Below are 17,242 nucleotides of genomic sequence, written 5' to 3' on the forward strand. Positions count from 1 at the left end.
CTATATTCCGTCCATATCGCCGCCGTCCCGGGTCGCGCGGCCCGCCCGCTCGGCGGCCTCCGCCCGCTCCGCCTCGGCCCGGGCCCGACCGCCGAAGCCGAGCACCGCGAGCACCGCGATCACCCCCATCGCCCCGCCCACGATCAGCATGGCCCTGGTGAAGCTCGTCGAGTCGAGCAGGAAGCCCGCGAACAGCGCCCCCAGCGAGTTGGCTCCCGAGCTGAGCAGCATGACGATCGAGCCGGCCCGCCCGCGCAGGTGGTCAGGTGCGCTCTGGAGCACGTACAACATCCCGGCCACGTTGCTGATGCCGGCGCCGTAGTGGATCAGGGCGAAGATCGCGCCGAGGACGACGAGTCCCGGTGCCAGCGCGAGTCCCGGTGCCAGCGCGAGCAGCGGCATCAGCACCGCCCAGGCGATGTTGACCCCCATGATGATCCGGCGGATCCCCCACCGGCTCAGGTAGAAGTTGCTGGTCATCGCGCCGGCCATGCCGAAGACGCTGTTCACCATCAGCAGCATCCCGACCGTGGCTGACGAGCCGCCCAGGTTCTTGACGATCACCACGATGCCCAGGCCCAGCACCTGGAACAGGATGTTGCTCGCCGCGAAGAGGCCGAGGGCGCGGCGCAGGTAGAGCTGGCCCCAGACGAAGACGAAGCCCTCCCGCACCCGGGTCAGCAGGCCACCGGGTTCGTCCGCGCGCGCCTTCGGCGCCTGCAGGTCCTGCCGCACGAACAGCAGGGTGACCAGCGAGATAACGTGCATCAGCACGGCGAAGCCGAACGGCGCCCAGCGGGTCAGCGCGTACAGCCCGGCGCCGGCCGGCTGGCCGAGGATGCTGGCCGCGTTGGCCCGCGACTCGTTCGCCGCCGTCGCGGCGCCGTACCTGTCGGCCGGGACCACGTTGAACACCGCGGCGCGTTCGGCCAGGGCGTAGCAGATGCCCAGGCTGGCCTCCACGAACGCGACCGCCATCAGGTGCGGCAGCCACACCGAGTCCCGGGCCACCGCGACCGCGACACTGCCGATCGCGACGATCCGCCCGACGTTGCAGAGCACCATCGTGCGGCGCCGGTCCCAGCGGTCGACCAGCGCCCCCGCCGGCAACTGGGTCACCAGGTTGGGCAGCAGCGCGGCGAAGGTCACCAGGCTGGCCGCCGTGGCCGAACCGGTCGACCAGAAGACCAGCAGGGTGTAGCTGATCGAGGTGGCCCGGGAGCCCAGGGCGGAGACCCCGGAGCCGACCCAGAGCAGCAGGAAGTCGCGGTTGCCGGTCAGGCGCCCCGGCTGCCGGGACGTGGCCGCCGGGTGCCCGACCGCGCTCACGACGCGGACCCGGCGGGGGTGGACCGGCACCAGTCGAGCACGGCCATCGCGCTGTAGAGCTTGTTCTCCGCCTGCTGGAAGGCGATGCTGGCCGGCCCGTCGAGCACCTCGGCGGTGACCTCCTCCCCCCGGTGCGCCGGGAGGTCGTGCATGAAGACCGCGTGCGGGCTGCGCCGCCATAGCTCCCGGTCCACCTGGAACGGGGCGAAGTGCGTCCGCCAGTCGGGGTCGGGCTTGCTGGTGCCGGTGGTCTGCCACCGGGTGGTGTAGATGGCGTCCAGGTCACCCGGCAGGTCGTCCATGTGGTGTCGTTCGACGAGGTGGGCGCCGCAGCGCTGCGCCTGCTCCCGCGCGACCGCCGCGATCTCCGCCGGCAGCCCGTACCCCGTCGGGGTGCGCAGCTCCAGCTCGACGCCGGGGAAGCGGGTCAGCGCCAGGGCCAGGGCGGTGGCGGTGTTGTTCGCCTCGCCCAGGTAGAGCAGCCGCAGGTGTTCGATGCGGCCGAAGCGCCGCAGCAGGGTGGTCAGGTCGGCCAGCGCCTGCGTCGGGTGCTCCTCGGCGCTCATCGCGTTGATCACGGCCATCCGGTGCTGGCGCGACCAGTCACGCATCTCCCCCGGGTCGGCGGCGGTCCGCGCCACCAGCACGTCGAGCATGCCCGACAGCACCCGGCCGGTGTCCTCGCTGGTTTCCCCGGTGTTGACCTGGAGGTCGCCCGGCCCGTACTGGATGGTCTTCGCGCCGAGCCGCAGCGCGGCCACGGTGAACGCGGTCCGGGTCCGGGTCGACGTCTTCACGAAGTAGGTGCCGACCACCCGGTCGGCCAGCGGGCTGGCGGACTCGCCGGCGGCGAACCGCGCCCCCCGGGCCACGATCGAGTAGAGGTCGTCGTCGGTCAGGTCGCGGATCGACACCAGGTGCCGCACCTGCCGGGTCGGTGGGTCGGTGACCGTGGCAAGGATGCTCGGTACGGTCGTCATCACATTTCCTCCGTCAGTGCGGTGTCGGACGCCAGCCGCGACACGACCTCGTGGCCCTGGTCGCCGTTGGTCAGCAGCACCAGCCCGGAGCCGTCGGGCACCCGGCCGGCGGTGAGCGCCTGGTAGCCGGGGATGCGGCCCCGGTGGGTGAACTCCACCCGTGTCCCGGCGGGCCCGTCGATGCGGTCCACCATGCAGCCGAGTCCGAAGACGCCGCCCGTTCCGGTGGTCAGTTGCGCCACCGCCAGCTCCCGGCTCAGCAGGGCCGGGTCGCCCCGGTACGCGAGGTGGATCTCCCTGACGAGCTGGGCCAGGTCGGTGGCGGTGGTCCAGAGGCCGGCCGCCGCCAGGTCCGTACGCACCTGCCAGCCGCCCGGGAGCGGCTCACCCCGCTCGTCGTGCCCGACGGCCACCGGCCGGCCGGACGTCTCCGGGAAGCTCTGGTCGAAGCTGCTGCCGGTCATCCCCGCCGGCGCGAAGACCAGCTCGGCCATCAGGTCGGCGAAGGGCGTCGCGGTGACGTCCTCCATGAGCTGCTGCACCACCACGAAGTGGCTGTTGCGCTCCACCGCCACCGCGTCGGGCGCGTCGAGCGCCCGGACCGGACCGGTGGGCACGCCCCGGCCGTGCAGCACGTCCGACAGGCTCGGCACCGGGCCACCACGCGGGTGTCCGGTGCTGCCCGTCGGGGTCAGCCCGGCGACGTGGGAGAGCAGCTGCCGCAGGCTCACCGGCCGCTCGGCCGGCAGCTGCCAGCCCTTCAGGTACGCGTTGACGTCCGTGTCGAGCTGGAGCTGCCCGCGCCCGACAAGGACCAGCGCGCCCACCGCGGTGACCAGCTTGCTGACCGAGCCGACCTGGAAGATGGTCGCCGGGGTCACCGGGGCGTCGCCGCCGGCCGCGCGGTGCCCGGCGGCGCGGACCTCCACCACCTCGCCGTCGGCGAGCACGGCCAGCGAGGCGCCGGGCACCCGGTGGGCGGCGAGCAGCGGCTCGACCGCCGGCAGCACCGGCACGGCCCGCGCCACGCCGGCGCGTACCGCCGGACCCGCCGCTTCGACGGACGCCGCCGCCCCGGTCGGGGTGAGCGAGGCGGCCAGCTCGGCCAGGGTCCGGTCGAGCATCGCCGCCCGCAGCGTCAGCGGAACTCCGGCCTGCCGGGCCGCCGTGACCACCGGTACGACCAGCAGCGAGTGCCCGCCCAGGGCGAAGAAGCGGTCGTGCCGGCCCACCCGGTCGATCTCCAGGACCCCGGCCCAGATGTCGGCGATCAGCTTTTCCAGACCGGGGCGGGGCGGGGTGTGGTCGGCCGTCCCGGCAAGGTCCACCGGGGGCAGCGCCCAACGGTCGACCTTGCCGTTGGCGTTGAGCGGGATGGCCGGCACCGGGACGAAGACGCTCGGGACCAGGTGGCCGGGCAACCACCGGGCGCAGTGCGCGGCCAGGTCCGGCGCGTCGCCGACGTGGTAGGCCACCAGGCGGGGTCCGCCGGCGCCCGTCGACTCGACGGTCACCACCGCGTCCCGCACGCCCGGATGCGCCACCAGCACCGCCCTGACCTCGCCGGGCTCCACCCGGTGGCCCCGGATCTTCACCTGGTCGTCGACCCGGCCGAGCAGGTCGAGCTGCCCGTCCGGCAGCCAGCGGCCCAGGTCGCCGGTCCGGTACAGCCGCCCGCCGTCCGCGCCGAACGGATCGGGCACGAACCGGTCGGCGGTCAGGTCCGGCCGGCCGGCGTAGCCCCGGGCCAGGCCGGGGCCGCCGAGGTGGACGTGGCCGACCACGCCCACCGGCACCGGTTGCAGGTCGGCGTCGAGGACGTACGTGCGCATCCCGGCCAGCGGCCGGCCGATCGGGGCCACGTCGGCCGGCAGCGGCCCGGTGACCGGGTACCGGCTGACGGCCACGGTCGCCTCCGTCGGCCCGTACTCGTTGAGCAGCACGCTGCCCGGCGCGAGCGCGTGCCAGCGGTCGCAGACCTGCCGGGTCAGCGCCTCGCCGCCCAGGACCAGCAGTGAGGTCAGGGCCGCCGCCTGCTCCGCGTCGAGCTGGCGGGTCAGCAGGTCGAGGTGGCCGGGGGTCAGCTTGACGAAGCTGAACGGGCCGGCGTCGGCCAGCCTCGGGCCCAGCTCGTCCAGGCCGGCGTCGGGCGGCAGCAGCCACAGCCGCTGCCCGGTGACCAGCGGCGCCCAGATGCTGGTCACCACCATGTCGTACGCGACCGACGAGAAGAGCGCGGCGCCGCCGGTGCGGTCGGCGATCAGCTCCTCGGCCGCCCAGCCGAGATAGTTGGCGAGGCTGCCGTGGGTGATCTGCACGCCGTTCGGCCGGCCGGTCGAGCCGGAGGTGAAGATGACGTACGCGAGGTGCTCCGGGTCGGGGCGGCCGGTCGGCGGGTCGGCGGGCAGCGCGGCGATCCGCTCGGCGTCGCGGTCGAGCAGCACCAGCTCGACGCCGGTGAGCCGGTCGGCGTGGCCGGCCGAGGTCACCACCACCGTCGCCCCGGCGTCGGCGAGCATCGCGGCGACCCGCTCGGCCGGGTGCCCCGGGTCGATCGGCAGGTACGCGCCGCCGGCCCGCCACACCCCGAGCAGGGCGGCGACGAGGTCGACGCCCCGGTCCAGCAGCACCCCGACGACCCGCTCCGGGCCGATCCCCGCCGCACGCAGGTGGTGGCCGATCCGGTTGGCCGCCGCGTCCAGCTCGGCGTAGGTCGTCCCGTCGACGGCCTCCGCGTCGGGGGTGGCGGCGGCCCGCGCCGCGACCCGGTCCGGGACGAGGTCGACGCATCCGGGCGCGGTCGAGGCGTTCCAGCCCACCAGCACGTCGTCGCGTTCCCCGGCGGGCAGGTACGCCGCCCGGGGGTCGCCGTCGGGGTCGGCCACCATGGCCTCCAGCACCAGCCGGTACATGCCGCCCAGCCGCGCGGCGTCGGCCCGGCCCATGGCGTGGCTGTCGGTGCTCAGTTCGAGCCGGCCGGCGCCCGCGGCGACGGCGAGCGCGAACTCGGAGGTGCTCGCGCCGATCCGCTCCACGGGCGCGGTGCGCCCGCCGTCGACCTCGGTGAAGTCGAGGTAGCTGAAGTAGACGTCGGTGAGGCCGGCGCCCCGGCCGGGGGTGCGGATGGCCGGCGCCGGGTAGCGGCGGTGCGGCCACAGGTCGGCCTCGCGGGCGTGCACCCGCTGGACGAGTTCGCGCCAGCTGCCCGCCGTCCGGTCGTGCGGGAACGGCAGGGTGTTCAGCGACATGGCGTAGACCCGCTCGCTGCCCACCACGTCGGGGCGGGTGTTGCAGACCAGCCCGCTGTAGAAGGCCGGCTCGTCGGTGAGCTGGCTGAGCACCTTCAGGTGCGCGGCGTGCAGCACGGCCTTGAGCGAGACCCGGGCCGCCGAGGCCAGGGCCCGCAGCCGCGGCTCCAGGTCCGCGTAGGACACCACCTCGGTGTACGGCTCCCGGGCGGCCGGCGCGGGCGGCGCCCACGCGGCGGGGAGCCGGAACCTCGGGTGCCGCTCGACCACGTCCTGCCAGTACCGCTGGTCGGCCGCCGAGTCCAGGGCGCGCAGCTCACCGGCGACGAAGTCGGCGAAGCGCACCCCGGGCGGGGCGGCGACGTCGGGCTCCGCGCCCGCCCGCCGCGCGTGGTACCGGTCCAGGATCTCCATCACCAGGGCGTGCAGGCTCCAGCCCTCGATGATGACGTGGCAGATGGTGAGCACCAGCCGCCAGCTCCGGTCGGTCTCCAGGCACACGGTGAACCGCAGCAGCGGCGCCCGCTCGACGTCGAACAGCTCGGCGTACTCCTCGCCGACGAGCCGGCGCACCAGGGCCGTCCGGTCCGCCTCGGCCAGCCCTCGCAGGTCACGGGTCTCAACTGGGACGTCCACCGCGCGGTGCACCAGCTGCATGGGCACCGAATAGCCGCTCGTGTCCACCGACGTACGCAGCACGTCGTGCCGGGCCACCACCTCGTCGACGGCGGTCCGCAGCGTCGCCAGGTCGAACGGCTCGTCGTCGGGGATCAGGAACGAGACGACGTTGTGGTAGTGGTTCTGGCCGTTGTCGGCCAGCATCTCCAGCAGCATCCCCAGCTGCACCCGCGACAGCGGGTACGCGTCGTCCAGCCCGGCCGGCAGCAGCGGCAGGTCGGCGGGGGCGACCAGCTCGAAGGGCTCGACGGGGCGGTCGGTCGGCGCCGGCGCGTCCCGGCTCGCCAGCACCTCGCCCAGCGCCCGGACGCTCGGGTGCCGGAAGATGTCCGCGACCGTCACGTCCAGCCCGGCCGCGCGCATCGTGCCGGCCAGCACCAGCGCCGTGATGGAGTGCCCGCCGAGGTCGAAGAAGCCGTCGGTGACGCCGACCGCCGGCAGGCCCAGCACGTCGGCCCAGACGGCGGCCACGCGCTCCTCCAGCGGGCCCGCCGGGGCGACGAAGTCCCGGCCCGCCAGCGTCGCGCCGGTGGGGGCGGGCAGCGCCCGCCGGTCCAGCTTGCCGCTGTTGTTGCGCGGCAACTGTTCCAGCAGCACGAACGCCGACGGGACCATGTACTCCGGCAGGCGGTGCCCCAGCCGCTCGCGCAGCGCGGCGACCTGCGGCGGCTCCCCGCCGCCGGCCACCAGGTATGCGGTCAGCCGGGGATCGGCCGGGTCGTCCGCGCGCAGCACGACGACCGCCTCCGCGACGCCGGGCAGCGCGGTCAGCGCCGCCTCGATCTCGCCCGGCTCGATCCGGTAGCCCCGCAGCTTCACCTGGTCGTCGAGGCGGCCGAGGAACTCCACGCTGCCGTCGGGCAGGCGGGTGGCCAGGTCGCCGGTGCGGTACATCCGGCTGCCGGCCGGGCCGTACGGGTCGGGCAGGAACCGCCGGGCGGTCAGGTCGGGCTGGTTGAGGTAGCCGCGGGCCACCCCGTGCCCGGCCAGGTACACCTCGCCGGGCACCCCGATGGGCGCCGGGTGGCCGTACTGGTCGAGCACGTACATCCGCACGCCGGACAGCGGCCGGCCGATGCGGCTGCCCACGCCCGGTGCCAGGTCGGCCCGGGTGATCCGGTGGTAGGTGGAGTAGACGGTGGTCTCGGTGATGCCGTACATGTTGACCAGCGCCGTACGGGCCAGCCCGAGGCGGGACGCCCACGGGGCGAGGTCGGCGAAGTCGAGCTTCTCCCCCGCGATCACCACCGCCCGCAGCGACAGCTCCCGGATCCCCGGGGCGTCCTCGGCGGCGAGCCGGACCAGCCCGCGCAGCGCCGTCGGGGTCTGCGCCAGCATGGTGACCCGCTGTGTGACCAGCAGGTCCAGCAGGTCCTGCGGCACCCGGGCCACCTCGCGGGGCACCACCACCAGCCGGCTGCCGTGCAGCAGCGCGCCCCACAGCTCCCAGACGGAGACGTCGAAGGCGTACGAGTGGAACAGCGCCCACACGTCGGTCTCGTCCACCGCGTAGTGCTCCTGCGCGGCGTCGAGCAGGCGCAGCACGTTGGCGTCGCTCACGCAGACGCCCTTGGGCCGGCCGGTCGAGCCGGAGGTGTAGATGACGTAGACCAGGTCGTCGGGGTCGCGGGCGATCCCCGGATCGGTCTCCGGGTGCCCGGCCAGGTCGCCTGCGTCCAGCAGCACCCGCCGCCCGTCGAAGCCGGCGAGCACCTCCGCCTGCGCGGAGGTCGTCACCACGGTCCGCGCCCCGGCGTCGGCCAGCATGTAGCTGAGCCGTTCGGCGGGCTGGGCCGGGTCCAGCGGCAGGTACGCCGCGCCGGCCTTGAGCACGCCGAGCAGCGCGGGCACCAGGTCGGCGTCCCGGTCGAGGCAGACCCCGACGACGGTCTCCCGGCCGGCGCCGGCCGCGCGCAGGTGGTGCGCGAGCCGGTTGGCGGCGGCGTCGACCTGGGCGTACGTCAGCTCGACCGCGCCGGCCACCACCGCCACCGCGTGGGGGTCGCGGGCCAGCTGGGCCCGGAACAGCTCGACCATGGTGCCCGTGACCGGCTCGTCCGCGCCCTGGTCGGTGACGCCGAGCAGCCGGTCCCGCTCTCCCCCGGGTACGCAGACCGCCTGGCAGTCGCCGTCGGGGTCGGCGACCATCGCCTCCAGCACCGCGCGGTACATGCCGGCGATCCGGTCCAGGTTGGCCTGGCTGACCTGCCCCGCCCGGGCGGAGAGCGCGTAGCGGCCCCGCTGGGCGAAGCAGGAGAGGTCGAACTCGGTGGCGCCCTCGCCGGCGGCGCCGGTGACCACCGGGCCGGATCCGTCGCCGCCCTGTGTCGCGCGGGTGAAGTCCTGGTAGTTGAACAGGACGTGCAGCAGCCGGTGGCCTGCCTCGCGCTGCATCTCCGCCAGCGGGAACCGCCGGTGCGGCCACAGCGCGACCTCCCGGTCGAACACCGCGGCGACGAGGTCCCGCCAGGTGCGGGCCGACCGGTCGTACGGGAACGGCACCGTGTTGAGGTACATGCCGTGCACCTCGTCGGCGCCGAGCACCTCGGGCCGGGCGTCGCAGACGAGGCCGGCGTGGAAGCCCGGCTCGCCGGTCAGCTGGCTGAGCACCTTCAGGTGCGCGGCGTGCAGCACCGCCTTCACCGACACGTCGGTGTCGCGGGCCAGGGCACGCAGCGCCTCGTCCAGGTCGGCGAAGTCGACAGTGGCGTCCACCGTGGCGTCCGGCGCGTCCGGCTCGCCCCAGCCGGCGGGCGGGGTGAACGGGGCGCGTCCGTCCCACACCGACCGCCAGTGCTCCCGGTCTGCGGGCGACTCCAGCGCGGCGGTCTCGGCGGCGATGAAGTCGGCGTAGCGCACGGGCGGCACGGCGGCCGGCGTCGGGGTGCGGCCGTCGGCCAGCTCGGCGTAGCGGTCGAGCACCTCGGTGACCAGCCGCGCGCTGCTCCAACCCTCGGTGACGGTGTGGGAGATGGTGAAGGTGAACCACCAGCTCTCGTCGCTGTCCACGTGCGCGGTGACCCGCAGCAGCGGCGCGGTGGCGACGTCGAACGGGCGGGCCCGCTCGGCGGCGATGAACTCCGCGAAGAGCGCGGCGTGCCGCTCGGCCGGGACGCCCCGGCCGTCCTCGACGCGCACGTCGGGTTCGGCGTGGGCGTGCACGAGCTGCATCGGCACCGAATAGCCGACCAGGTCGAACGACGTGCGCAGGATCTCGTGCCGGGCCACCACGGCGCGGACCGCGCCGCGCAGCGCCTCGGCGTCGAACGGCCGCCCGTCGCGGACCTGGTGGGCCAGGACGCTGTGGTAGACCGCGCGGTCGCCGCTGACGGCCGACTCCACAAGCATGCCGAGCTGGGTGCGCGACGCCGGGTAGGCGTCGACCAGGCCGCCGGGCAGCCTGGCACGGTCGGCGGCACCGACCAGCGCGTACGGGGCGACCGGGCGGAACTCGTCGGTGTCGGCGTCGGTCAGCGCGGCGGCCAGCCGGCGTACCGTGCGGTGGGCGAAGACGTCCCGCACGCTGGTGGGGTGCCCGGCGGCGCGCAGCGTGCCGACGAGGGTGACCGCGAGCATCGAGTCGCCGCCGAGGTCGAAGAAGCTGTCGGTGACGCCGACCCGGGCCACGCCGAGCACGCGCGCCCAGATCCCGGCGATCTCCTCCTCCACGTCGCCGGTCGGGGCCTGGTAGTCCCCGGTGGCGTACGCGCCGGTGCCGGGGGCCGGGAGCTGACGCCGGTCGACCTTGCCGTTCGGGTCCTTGGGGATGGCGTCGAGGGTGACGTAGGCGGCCGGGACCATCGCCTCGGGCAGCGCGGCGAGCAGCCGCTCCCGCAGCCCGGACGGGGTCGGTGCGTCGCCGGGGGCCGGCAGCACGTACCCGACGAGGGTGCGGCGGCCGTCGTGCTCGCGGACGGCGGCGACGGCGTCGGCCACGCCGGGGCAGCCGCGCAGGGCCGTCTCGATCTCCCCGAGTTCGATGCGTACGCCGTGCAGCTTCACCTGCGAGTCGATGCGCCCCAGGAAGTCGACGGTGCCGTCCGGCCGCCACGCCGCCGCGTCCCCGGTGCGGTACAGCCGGGACCCGGGCGGGCCGTACGGGTCCGGCACGAACCGCGAGCCGGTCAGCCCCGGCTGGCCCAGGTAGCCCCGGGCCAGCCCCGTCCCGCCGATGCACAGCTCGCCGGGCACGCCGACCGGCACGAGGTCGAGCCGCTCGTCGAGGACGTACAGCCGCAGGTTCGGGTGCGGGGTGCCGAGCGGCACCCGGGACAGCCCGGTCAGGGCGTCGGCGGTGCACGCCCAGCTGCTCACGTCGACGGTGGCCTCGGCCGGGCCGTACGTGTTGTGCAGCTCGCAGCCGGGCAGCGCGGCCAGGAACGCCCGCGCCACGTCGACGCCGATCTCCTCGCCGCCGACCGCCACCGACCGCAGCGACCGGCACCCGGCCAGGCCCTCGGCCAGCAGCGCCGGCAGCATCGACGGCACGAAGTGGACGGTGGTGACGCCCTCGCGGGCCATCAGCTCGCACAGGTACGCGGGGTCGCGGTGCCCGCCGGGGCGGGCCACCACGATCCGGGCGCCCGCCGACAGTGCCGCGTAGACCTCTCCCGGCGAGACGTCGAAGCCGATCTCGGTCTTCTGGAGCACGACGGCGTCGGCGCCCAGCCGGTAGACCCGCGCGCCGACGTGCCCGGTGCGGTTGACCAGGGCCTGGTGCGACAGCAGCGAGCCCTTGGGGCGGCCGGTGGAGCCCGAGGTGTAGATGACGACGCTGCCGTTGTCCGGGTCGGTGAGCGGCTCCGGGTCGGTCGGCGGCCGGTCGGCCCAGGCGTCCGGCTCGTCGAGCAGCACCACCGTGGCGTCGACCGGCGGCAGCTGCGCCCGCAGCTCGGCGGTGGTCAGCAGCACCGGGGCCGCCGCGTCGGCAAGCATGAACGCCAACCGCTCCGCCGGGTACGACGGATCCAACGGCAGGTACACCCCACCCGCCTTGTGCACCGCCAACATCCCCACGACCTGCTCCACCGACCGGTGCGCACACACCCCGACCAGGATCTCCGGCCCCACCCCCAGCGCTCGCAGGTGGTGCGCCAGCCGGTTCGCCCGGCCGTTGAGCTGCCCGTACGAGAACGACACGCCCTCGGCCGTGATGGCCACGGCGTCCGGCCGCCGCGCGGCCTGCGCCTCGAACGCCGCCGGCACGTACCCGCCGACCTCGACGGTCCGGCCCGGGGCGAACCGGGCGATCTCCTCGCGCTCCCCGGCCGGCAGGCGCGGCGCCGCCGCGTCCCCGTCCGGGTCGGTCACCATCGCCGTCAGCACCTCGCGGAACATCGCCCCGATCCGCACCAGGGCGGCCGGGTCGGCGGTCCGGCTGTCGCTGACCAGGCGGACGGTGCCGCCGCCCGCCCCGACCGACAGGCCGAACTCGGTGGCGCCCGGCCCGCCGACCTCGACCAGGTCCGTGCCGGGTGCCTCGGCCGCCGCGCCGCCGTCCTGCCGGGTCTCCACGTAGCCGAAGACGACGTCGATCGGCCGGGACCCGGCGTCGGCCAGCCGCGCCACGGCCGGCAGCGGGTAGCGCCGGTGCGGCCACAGCTCCACCTCGCGGTCGAAGACCGAGCGCACCAGCTCCCGCCACGTCCCCGCCGCGCGGGCGTGCGGGAACGGCAGCACGTTGATGTACATCCCGTGCACCCGCTCCGCGCCCCGCACCTCCGGCCGCGCGTCGCACACCAGGCCCGTGTAGAAGGCGGACCCGCTGGTGAGCTGGCTCATCACCGTCAGGTGCGCGGCGTGCAGCACCGCCTTGACCGAGGTGTCGGTGTCGCTGGCGAGCCGCCGGACGGCCGCGTCCAGGTCGTTGACGTCCACGGTGTACCGGCAGACCGTCGCCGCGCCGGAGCGGTCGCCGAAGGCGTCCGGGAGGGTGAGCTTGGGCCGCCCGGTCACCACCGCCCGCCAGTGCTCGGCCGTCTCCGGCGAGCGCAGCGCCGCCAGCTCCCCGGCGACGTGGTCGGCGTACCGGACGGCGGGAGGCTCGTCCTGCCTCGGCGCCTCGCCGCGGCTGCGCCGGGCGTACTCGCCGAGCAGCTCGGCGAGCAGGGCGTTGAGGTCCCAGCCGCCCGTCACCAGGTGACTCACGGCGAGGGTCAGCCACCAGGCCCCGGCGCCGTCGGCGTGCGCGGCGACCCGCAGCAGCGCGGCGTCCGAGTCCAGGTCGAAGGGGGTACGCCGCTCGGCGGCCAGGTGCTCGGAGTGATCAGCGGCCGGGTGCACGGCGAGCGGCACGGCGACGCTCGCGCGCACGAGCTGCATCGGCACCGAGTAGCCGGTCAGGTCGACCGAGGTGCGCAGCGTCTCGTGCCGGGCGACCAGCGCGTCGACCGTCGCCTGGAGCGCGCGGGCGTCGAACGGCCGCCCGTCGTCCACCCGGATCGACTGCACGATGTGGTACAGCGACCTGTCGGGATCCTTCTGGATCTCCACGGCCATGCCGACCTGCGCCTGCGTCGCCGGGTACGCGTCGACCAGCCCGACCGGCAGCCTGGCCCGGTCGGCGGCGTCGATCAGCGCGTACGGCTCGACGGGGCGAAAGGCCCCCTCCTTGGGGGTCTCGGCCTCGGCGAGGGCGGTGACCAGGCGGCGGATCGTGCGGTGCGCGAAGATGTCCCGCACGGTGACGTCGTGCCCGGCGGCACGCAGCGACCCGACCAGGGTCACCGCGGTCATCGAGTCGCCGCCGAGGTCGAAGAAGCTCTCGGTGACGCTGACCCGGTCGAGGTCGAGCACCCACGACCAGACGCCGGCCATCGCCGACTCCACCGGGCCGTTGGGCCGCTCGTAGCGGCCCCGGGCGTAGGACCGCGCGTCCGGCGCCGGCAGTTGCCGCCTGTCGACCTTGCCGTGCGGGTCCACGGGAACAGCGTCGATCGTGACGTACGCGGCCGGCACCGTCGCCTCGGGCAGCTCGGCGAGCAGCCGTTCGCGCAGCTCACCGGGGGTGGGCGCGGGCCCGCCGTCGGTGACGAGGTAGCCGACCAGGGTGCGCCGGCCGTCCTGCTCGCGGACGGCGGCGACCGCGTCGGTCACCCCGGGGCAGCCGCGCAGGGCCATCTCGATCTCGCCCAGCTCGATGCGTACGCCGTGCAGCTTGACCTGCGAGTCGATGCGCCCGAGGAAGTCGACGGTGCCGTCGGGCCGCCACGCCGCCGCGTCCCCGGTGCGGTACAGCCGCGATCCGGGCGCGCCGTACGGGTCCGGCACGAACCGCTGCGCGGTCGTTCCGGGCGCCCCGAGGTAGCCCCGGGCCAGCCCCGTCCCGCCGATGCACAGCTCGCCGCGCACCCCGACCGGCACCGGTTGCAGGTGTTCGTCGAGCACCCGGACGGTGAGGTTGGTGAACGGGGTGCCAAGCGGCACCCGGGTCAGCCCGGCCAGGGCCTCGGCGGTGCAGAGCCAGCTCGTGACGTCGACGGTGGTCTCGGCCGGCCCGTACGTGTTGTGCAGCTCGCAGCCGGGCAGCGCGGCCAGGAACGCCCGCGCCACGTCGACGGCGATCTCCTCGCCGCCGACGGCCACCGACCGCAGCGACCGGCAGCCGCCGATCCCCTCGGCCAGCAGCGCCGACAGCATGCTCGGCACCAGCTCGACGGCGGTGACGCCCTCGCGGACGATCAGCTCCCGCAGGTACGCGGGGTCGCGGTGCCCGCCGGGGCGGGCCACCACGATCCGCGCGCCCGCCGACAGGGCGGCGTAGACCTCGGCCGGGGAGACGTCGAAGCCGATCTCGGTCTTCTGGAGCAGCACCGCCCCTTCGTCGAGGCGGTTGATCCGCCGGCCGGCGTACGCGGAGCGGTTGACCAGCGCCCGGTGCGGCACGAGGACGCCCTTGGGCTGGCCGGTCGAGCCGGAGGTGTAGATGACGTAGCAGCCGCTGTCGGCGTGGGTGACCGGCTCGGGGTCGGTGGCCGGCTGGCCCGCCCAGGCGCCCGGGGCGTCCAGCAGCACGGTGGCCGCCTCGGCCGCCGGGAGCTGACCGCGCAGCTCGGCGGTGGTGAGCAGCACCGGGGCCGCCGCGTCGGCAAGCATGAACGCCAACCGCTCCGCCGGGTACGACGGATCCAACGGCAGGTACACCCCACCCGCCTTGTGCACCGCCAGCATACCCACGACCTGCTCCACCGACCGGTGCGCACACACCCCGACCAGGACCTCCGGCCCCACCCCCAGCCCCCGCAGGTGGTGCGCCAACCGGTTCGCCCGGGCGTTCAGGTCCCGGTAGCTGACGCGGGTGCCGTCGCAGGTGACCGCCACCGCGTCCGGCCGGCGCGCGGCCTGCGCCTCGAACGCCGCTGGGGCGTACCCGCCGACCTCGGCGGTGCCGCCGGACGACCAGCCCTCGACCTCGTCGCGTTCCGCCGCCGGGAGGCGGACGGCGACCGCGTCGCCCTCGGGGTCGGTCACCATCGCCGTCAGCACCTCGCGGAACATCGCCCCCACCCGGGCCAGCGCGGCGGGACCGAAGACGTGGCTGTCGCCGACCAGGTCGAGGAAGCCGCCGGCGGCGGTCACCTGGAGGGCGAACTCGGTGCCGCCCTCCCCGGCGATCGCCTCGAAGTCGACGGACTCGTCGGCCACCGCCCCGGCCCGGCGGAACTCGGTGTAGTCGAAGACGACGTCGATCGGGCGGGACCCGGCACCGGCCATCCGCTGCACCGCCGGCAGCGGGTACCGCCGGTGCGGCCACAGCTCCACCTCGCGGTCGAAGACCGACCGCACCAGCTCCCGCCACGTGCCGGCACCCCGGGCGTGCGCGAACGGCAGCACGTTGATGTACATGCCGTGCACCCGCTCGGCGCCCCGCACCTCGGGCCGCGCGTCGCACACCAGGCCCGTGTAGAACCGCCCCTGGTCGGTGAGCTGGCTCATCACCTTCAGGTGCGCGGCGTGCAGCACCGACTTGGGCGACACGTCGAGGGTCGACGCGAGCGCCCGCAGCTTCGGCTCCAGGTCCTGGTAGCTGACCCGGGTCCGCAGGCTCTCGCGCGGGCCGTCGGTGCGGCCCCAGCCGTCCGGCGTGGTGAAGCCGGCGTACGTGTCGACGACGCCCCGCCAGTACGCCTCGTCCTCGCCGCCCTTCAGCGCGGCCAGTTCGGCGGCGACGAAGTCGGCGTACCGGACGGCGGTCGGCTCCGGCGACTCGGGCACCATGCCGGCGCTGCGCCGCTCGTAGCAGCCGATCAGCTCGACCAGGAGGCTGTTCAGGTCCCAGCCGCCGGTGACCAGGTGGCTGACGGCGACGGTGAGCCACCAGCCCCGCTCGTCGGTGCGGTGGGCGGCGACCCGCAGCAGCGGCGCCGGCTGGTCCAGCGCGAAGGGACGGGCCCGCTCCGCGTCGACGTACGCCCGCAGCCGCGCCTCGACGTCGTCGCCGGTCAGCTCCGTCACCCGTACGTCGACGGGCGCCTCGGCGTGCACGAGCTGCATCGGCACCGAGTAGCCGGTCAGGTCGAACGAGGTACGCAGCGTCTCGTGCCGGCCGACCACGTCCCGCACGGCGGCCCGCAGCGCGTCGGCCGAGAACGGCCGTCCACTGTGCACCCGGAAGCAGCGCACGATGTGGTAGAGCGACTTGCCGGGGTCCTTCTGGATCTCCACGGCCATGCCTACCTGCGCCTGCACGGCCGGGTAGGCGTCCACGAGGCCGGCGGGCAGGGCGGCCCGGTCGGCGGCGGTCAGCAGGGAGAAGGGCGCGGCGGCCTGGAAGGCCGGGGCCGCCGGGGCGGCGTCCTTGGCGGAGAGGTGCCCGGCCAGGGCGGCGACCGTGCGGTGCACGAAGACGTCCCGGACGGCCACCCCGAAGCCGGCCGCCCGCAGCGCGCCGACCAGGGCGACCGCGCGCAGCGAGTCGCCGCCGAGGTCGAAGAAGCTCTCCCGGGTGCTGACCTGTTCGAGGTTGAGCACCTGGCCCCAGATCCCGGCGAGCCGGCTCTCCAGCTCGGTCTCCGGGGCGACGTGTGCCCGCTCGACGGGCACCGCCGCCTCCCAGAGGGCGGCGCGGTCGACCTTGCCGTTGGCGTTGAGCGGGATCGCCTCCACGGCGACGAACTCGGCCGGGACCATGTACTCCGGCAGGTGCTCGGCGCACCGCTGCCGGATCCGGTCGAGCAGGCCCGGGGTCGCCGGCGCGGACGGGCGGTAGAACGCCACCAGCCGGGCGTCGCCCTCGGCGGCCGACCCGGAGACCAGGGCGACCGCGTCGGCCACGCCGTCGGTGCCCTCGACGACCGCTTCGATCTCGCCGAGTTCGATGCGGTAGCCGCGGATCTTCACCTGGTGGTCGACCCGCCCGACGAACTCCACCGCCCCGTCGGGCAGCCGCCGCACCAGGTCCCCGGTGCGGTACATCCGCGCCCCGGCCGTGGTTCCGGCGGCGGTTGCGGTTCCAGATGCGGCTGCGGTTCCGGCAGCGGCTGCGGTCCCGGATGCGGCGGCGAACGGGTCGGGCACGAACCGCTCCGCCGTCAGCGCCGGCTGACCCGCGTAACCACGGGCCACACCCACGCCACCCACGTACAGCTCACCGACCACACCCACCGGAGCCAGATGCAGGTCCCGGTTCAGCACGTACATCGTCATGCCCGGCAGGGCACGACCGATCGGCACCACCGGACCCGCCTGCTCGGTCTCGACCGGGAAGATGCACGTGCCCACACTCGCCTCGGTCGGCCCGTACTCGTTGACCAACCCACCCGCACCCAACAACCCCAACCACCGGTTGGCGAGGGCCGCCGGCAACGCCTCACCAGCAACCACCACCACCGGCGCCAACGAACCCAACGCCTCATCCGACAACTGCCGACCAAGAATCTCCAGATGACCCGGCGTCAACTTCAAGAAACTGAACGGCCCCGACGACGCCAACACCGCACCCAACTCGGCCAGATCCACATCCTGACCCACCATCACCACACGCTGACCCGCCACCAACGGCGCCCACAC

3 protein-coding genes (1 of these 3 running past the window's edge) are annotated in these 17,242 nt (G+C 75.0%); all 3 read right to left on the bottom strand.

Annotated features, from left to right (window positions below; genetic code table 11):
* Tightly spaced (each overlapping or abutting the next), the 3 genes in view from ACN27A_RS07330 to ACN27A_RS07340 form a layout consistent with a single transcriptional unit that may run on beyond the window.
* Positions 1-1,329, bottom strand: coding sequence for an MFS transporter (locus tag ACN27A_RS07330; protein WP_421450613.1), 1,329 nt, complete (start codon positions 1,327-1,329; stop codon positions 1-3).
* Positions 1,326-2,309 carry an ornithine carbamoyltransferase gene (locus tag ACN27A_RS07335; protein ID WP_421450615.1) on the bottom strand — a complete coding sequence of 328 codons (984 nt, stop codon included), beginning with the start codon at positions 2,307-2,309 and terminating at the stop codon, positions 1,326-1,328. Before ACN27A_RS07335 ends, ACN27A_RS07330 begins: the two co-directional genes overlap by 4 nt.
* Positions 2,309-17,242, bottom strand: partial view of a non-ribosomal peptide synthase/polyketide synthase gene (locus ACN27A_RS07340; RefSeq protein WP_421450617.1) — the 3' portion only. 8,478 nt of this gene lie beyond the right edge of the window; the window shows 14,934 of its 23,412 coding nt (coding positions 8,479-23,412); its start codon lies beyond the right edge, outside the window — the gene reads right to left on this strand; the stop codon is at positions 2,309-2,311. The genes ACN27A_RS07335 and ACN27A_RS07340 overlap by 1 nt, the downstream gene beginning before the upstream one ends.

The sequence above is a fragment of the Micromonospora sp. WMMD737 genome (assembly GCF_049179055.1).
Taxonomy (GTDB): domain Bacteria; phylum Actinomycetota; class Actinomycetes; order Mycobacteriales; family Micromonosporaceae; genus Micromonospora; species Micromonospora reichwaldensis.

Excerpts from the sequence above, each read along its gene's own strand:
- ACN27A_RS07335 (WP_421450615.1), bottom strand. The coding sequence starts at position 2,309 with ATGACGACCGTACCGAGCATCCTTGCCACGGTCACCGACCCACCGACC.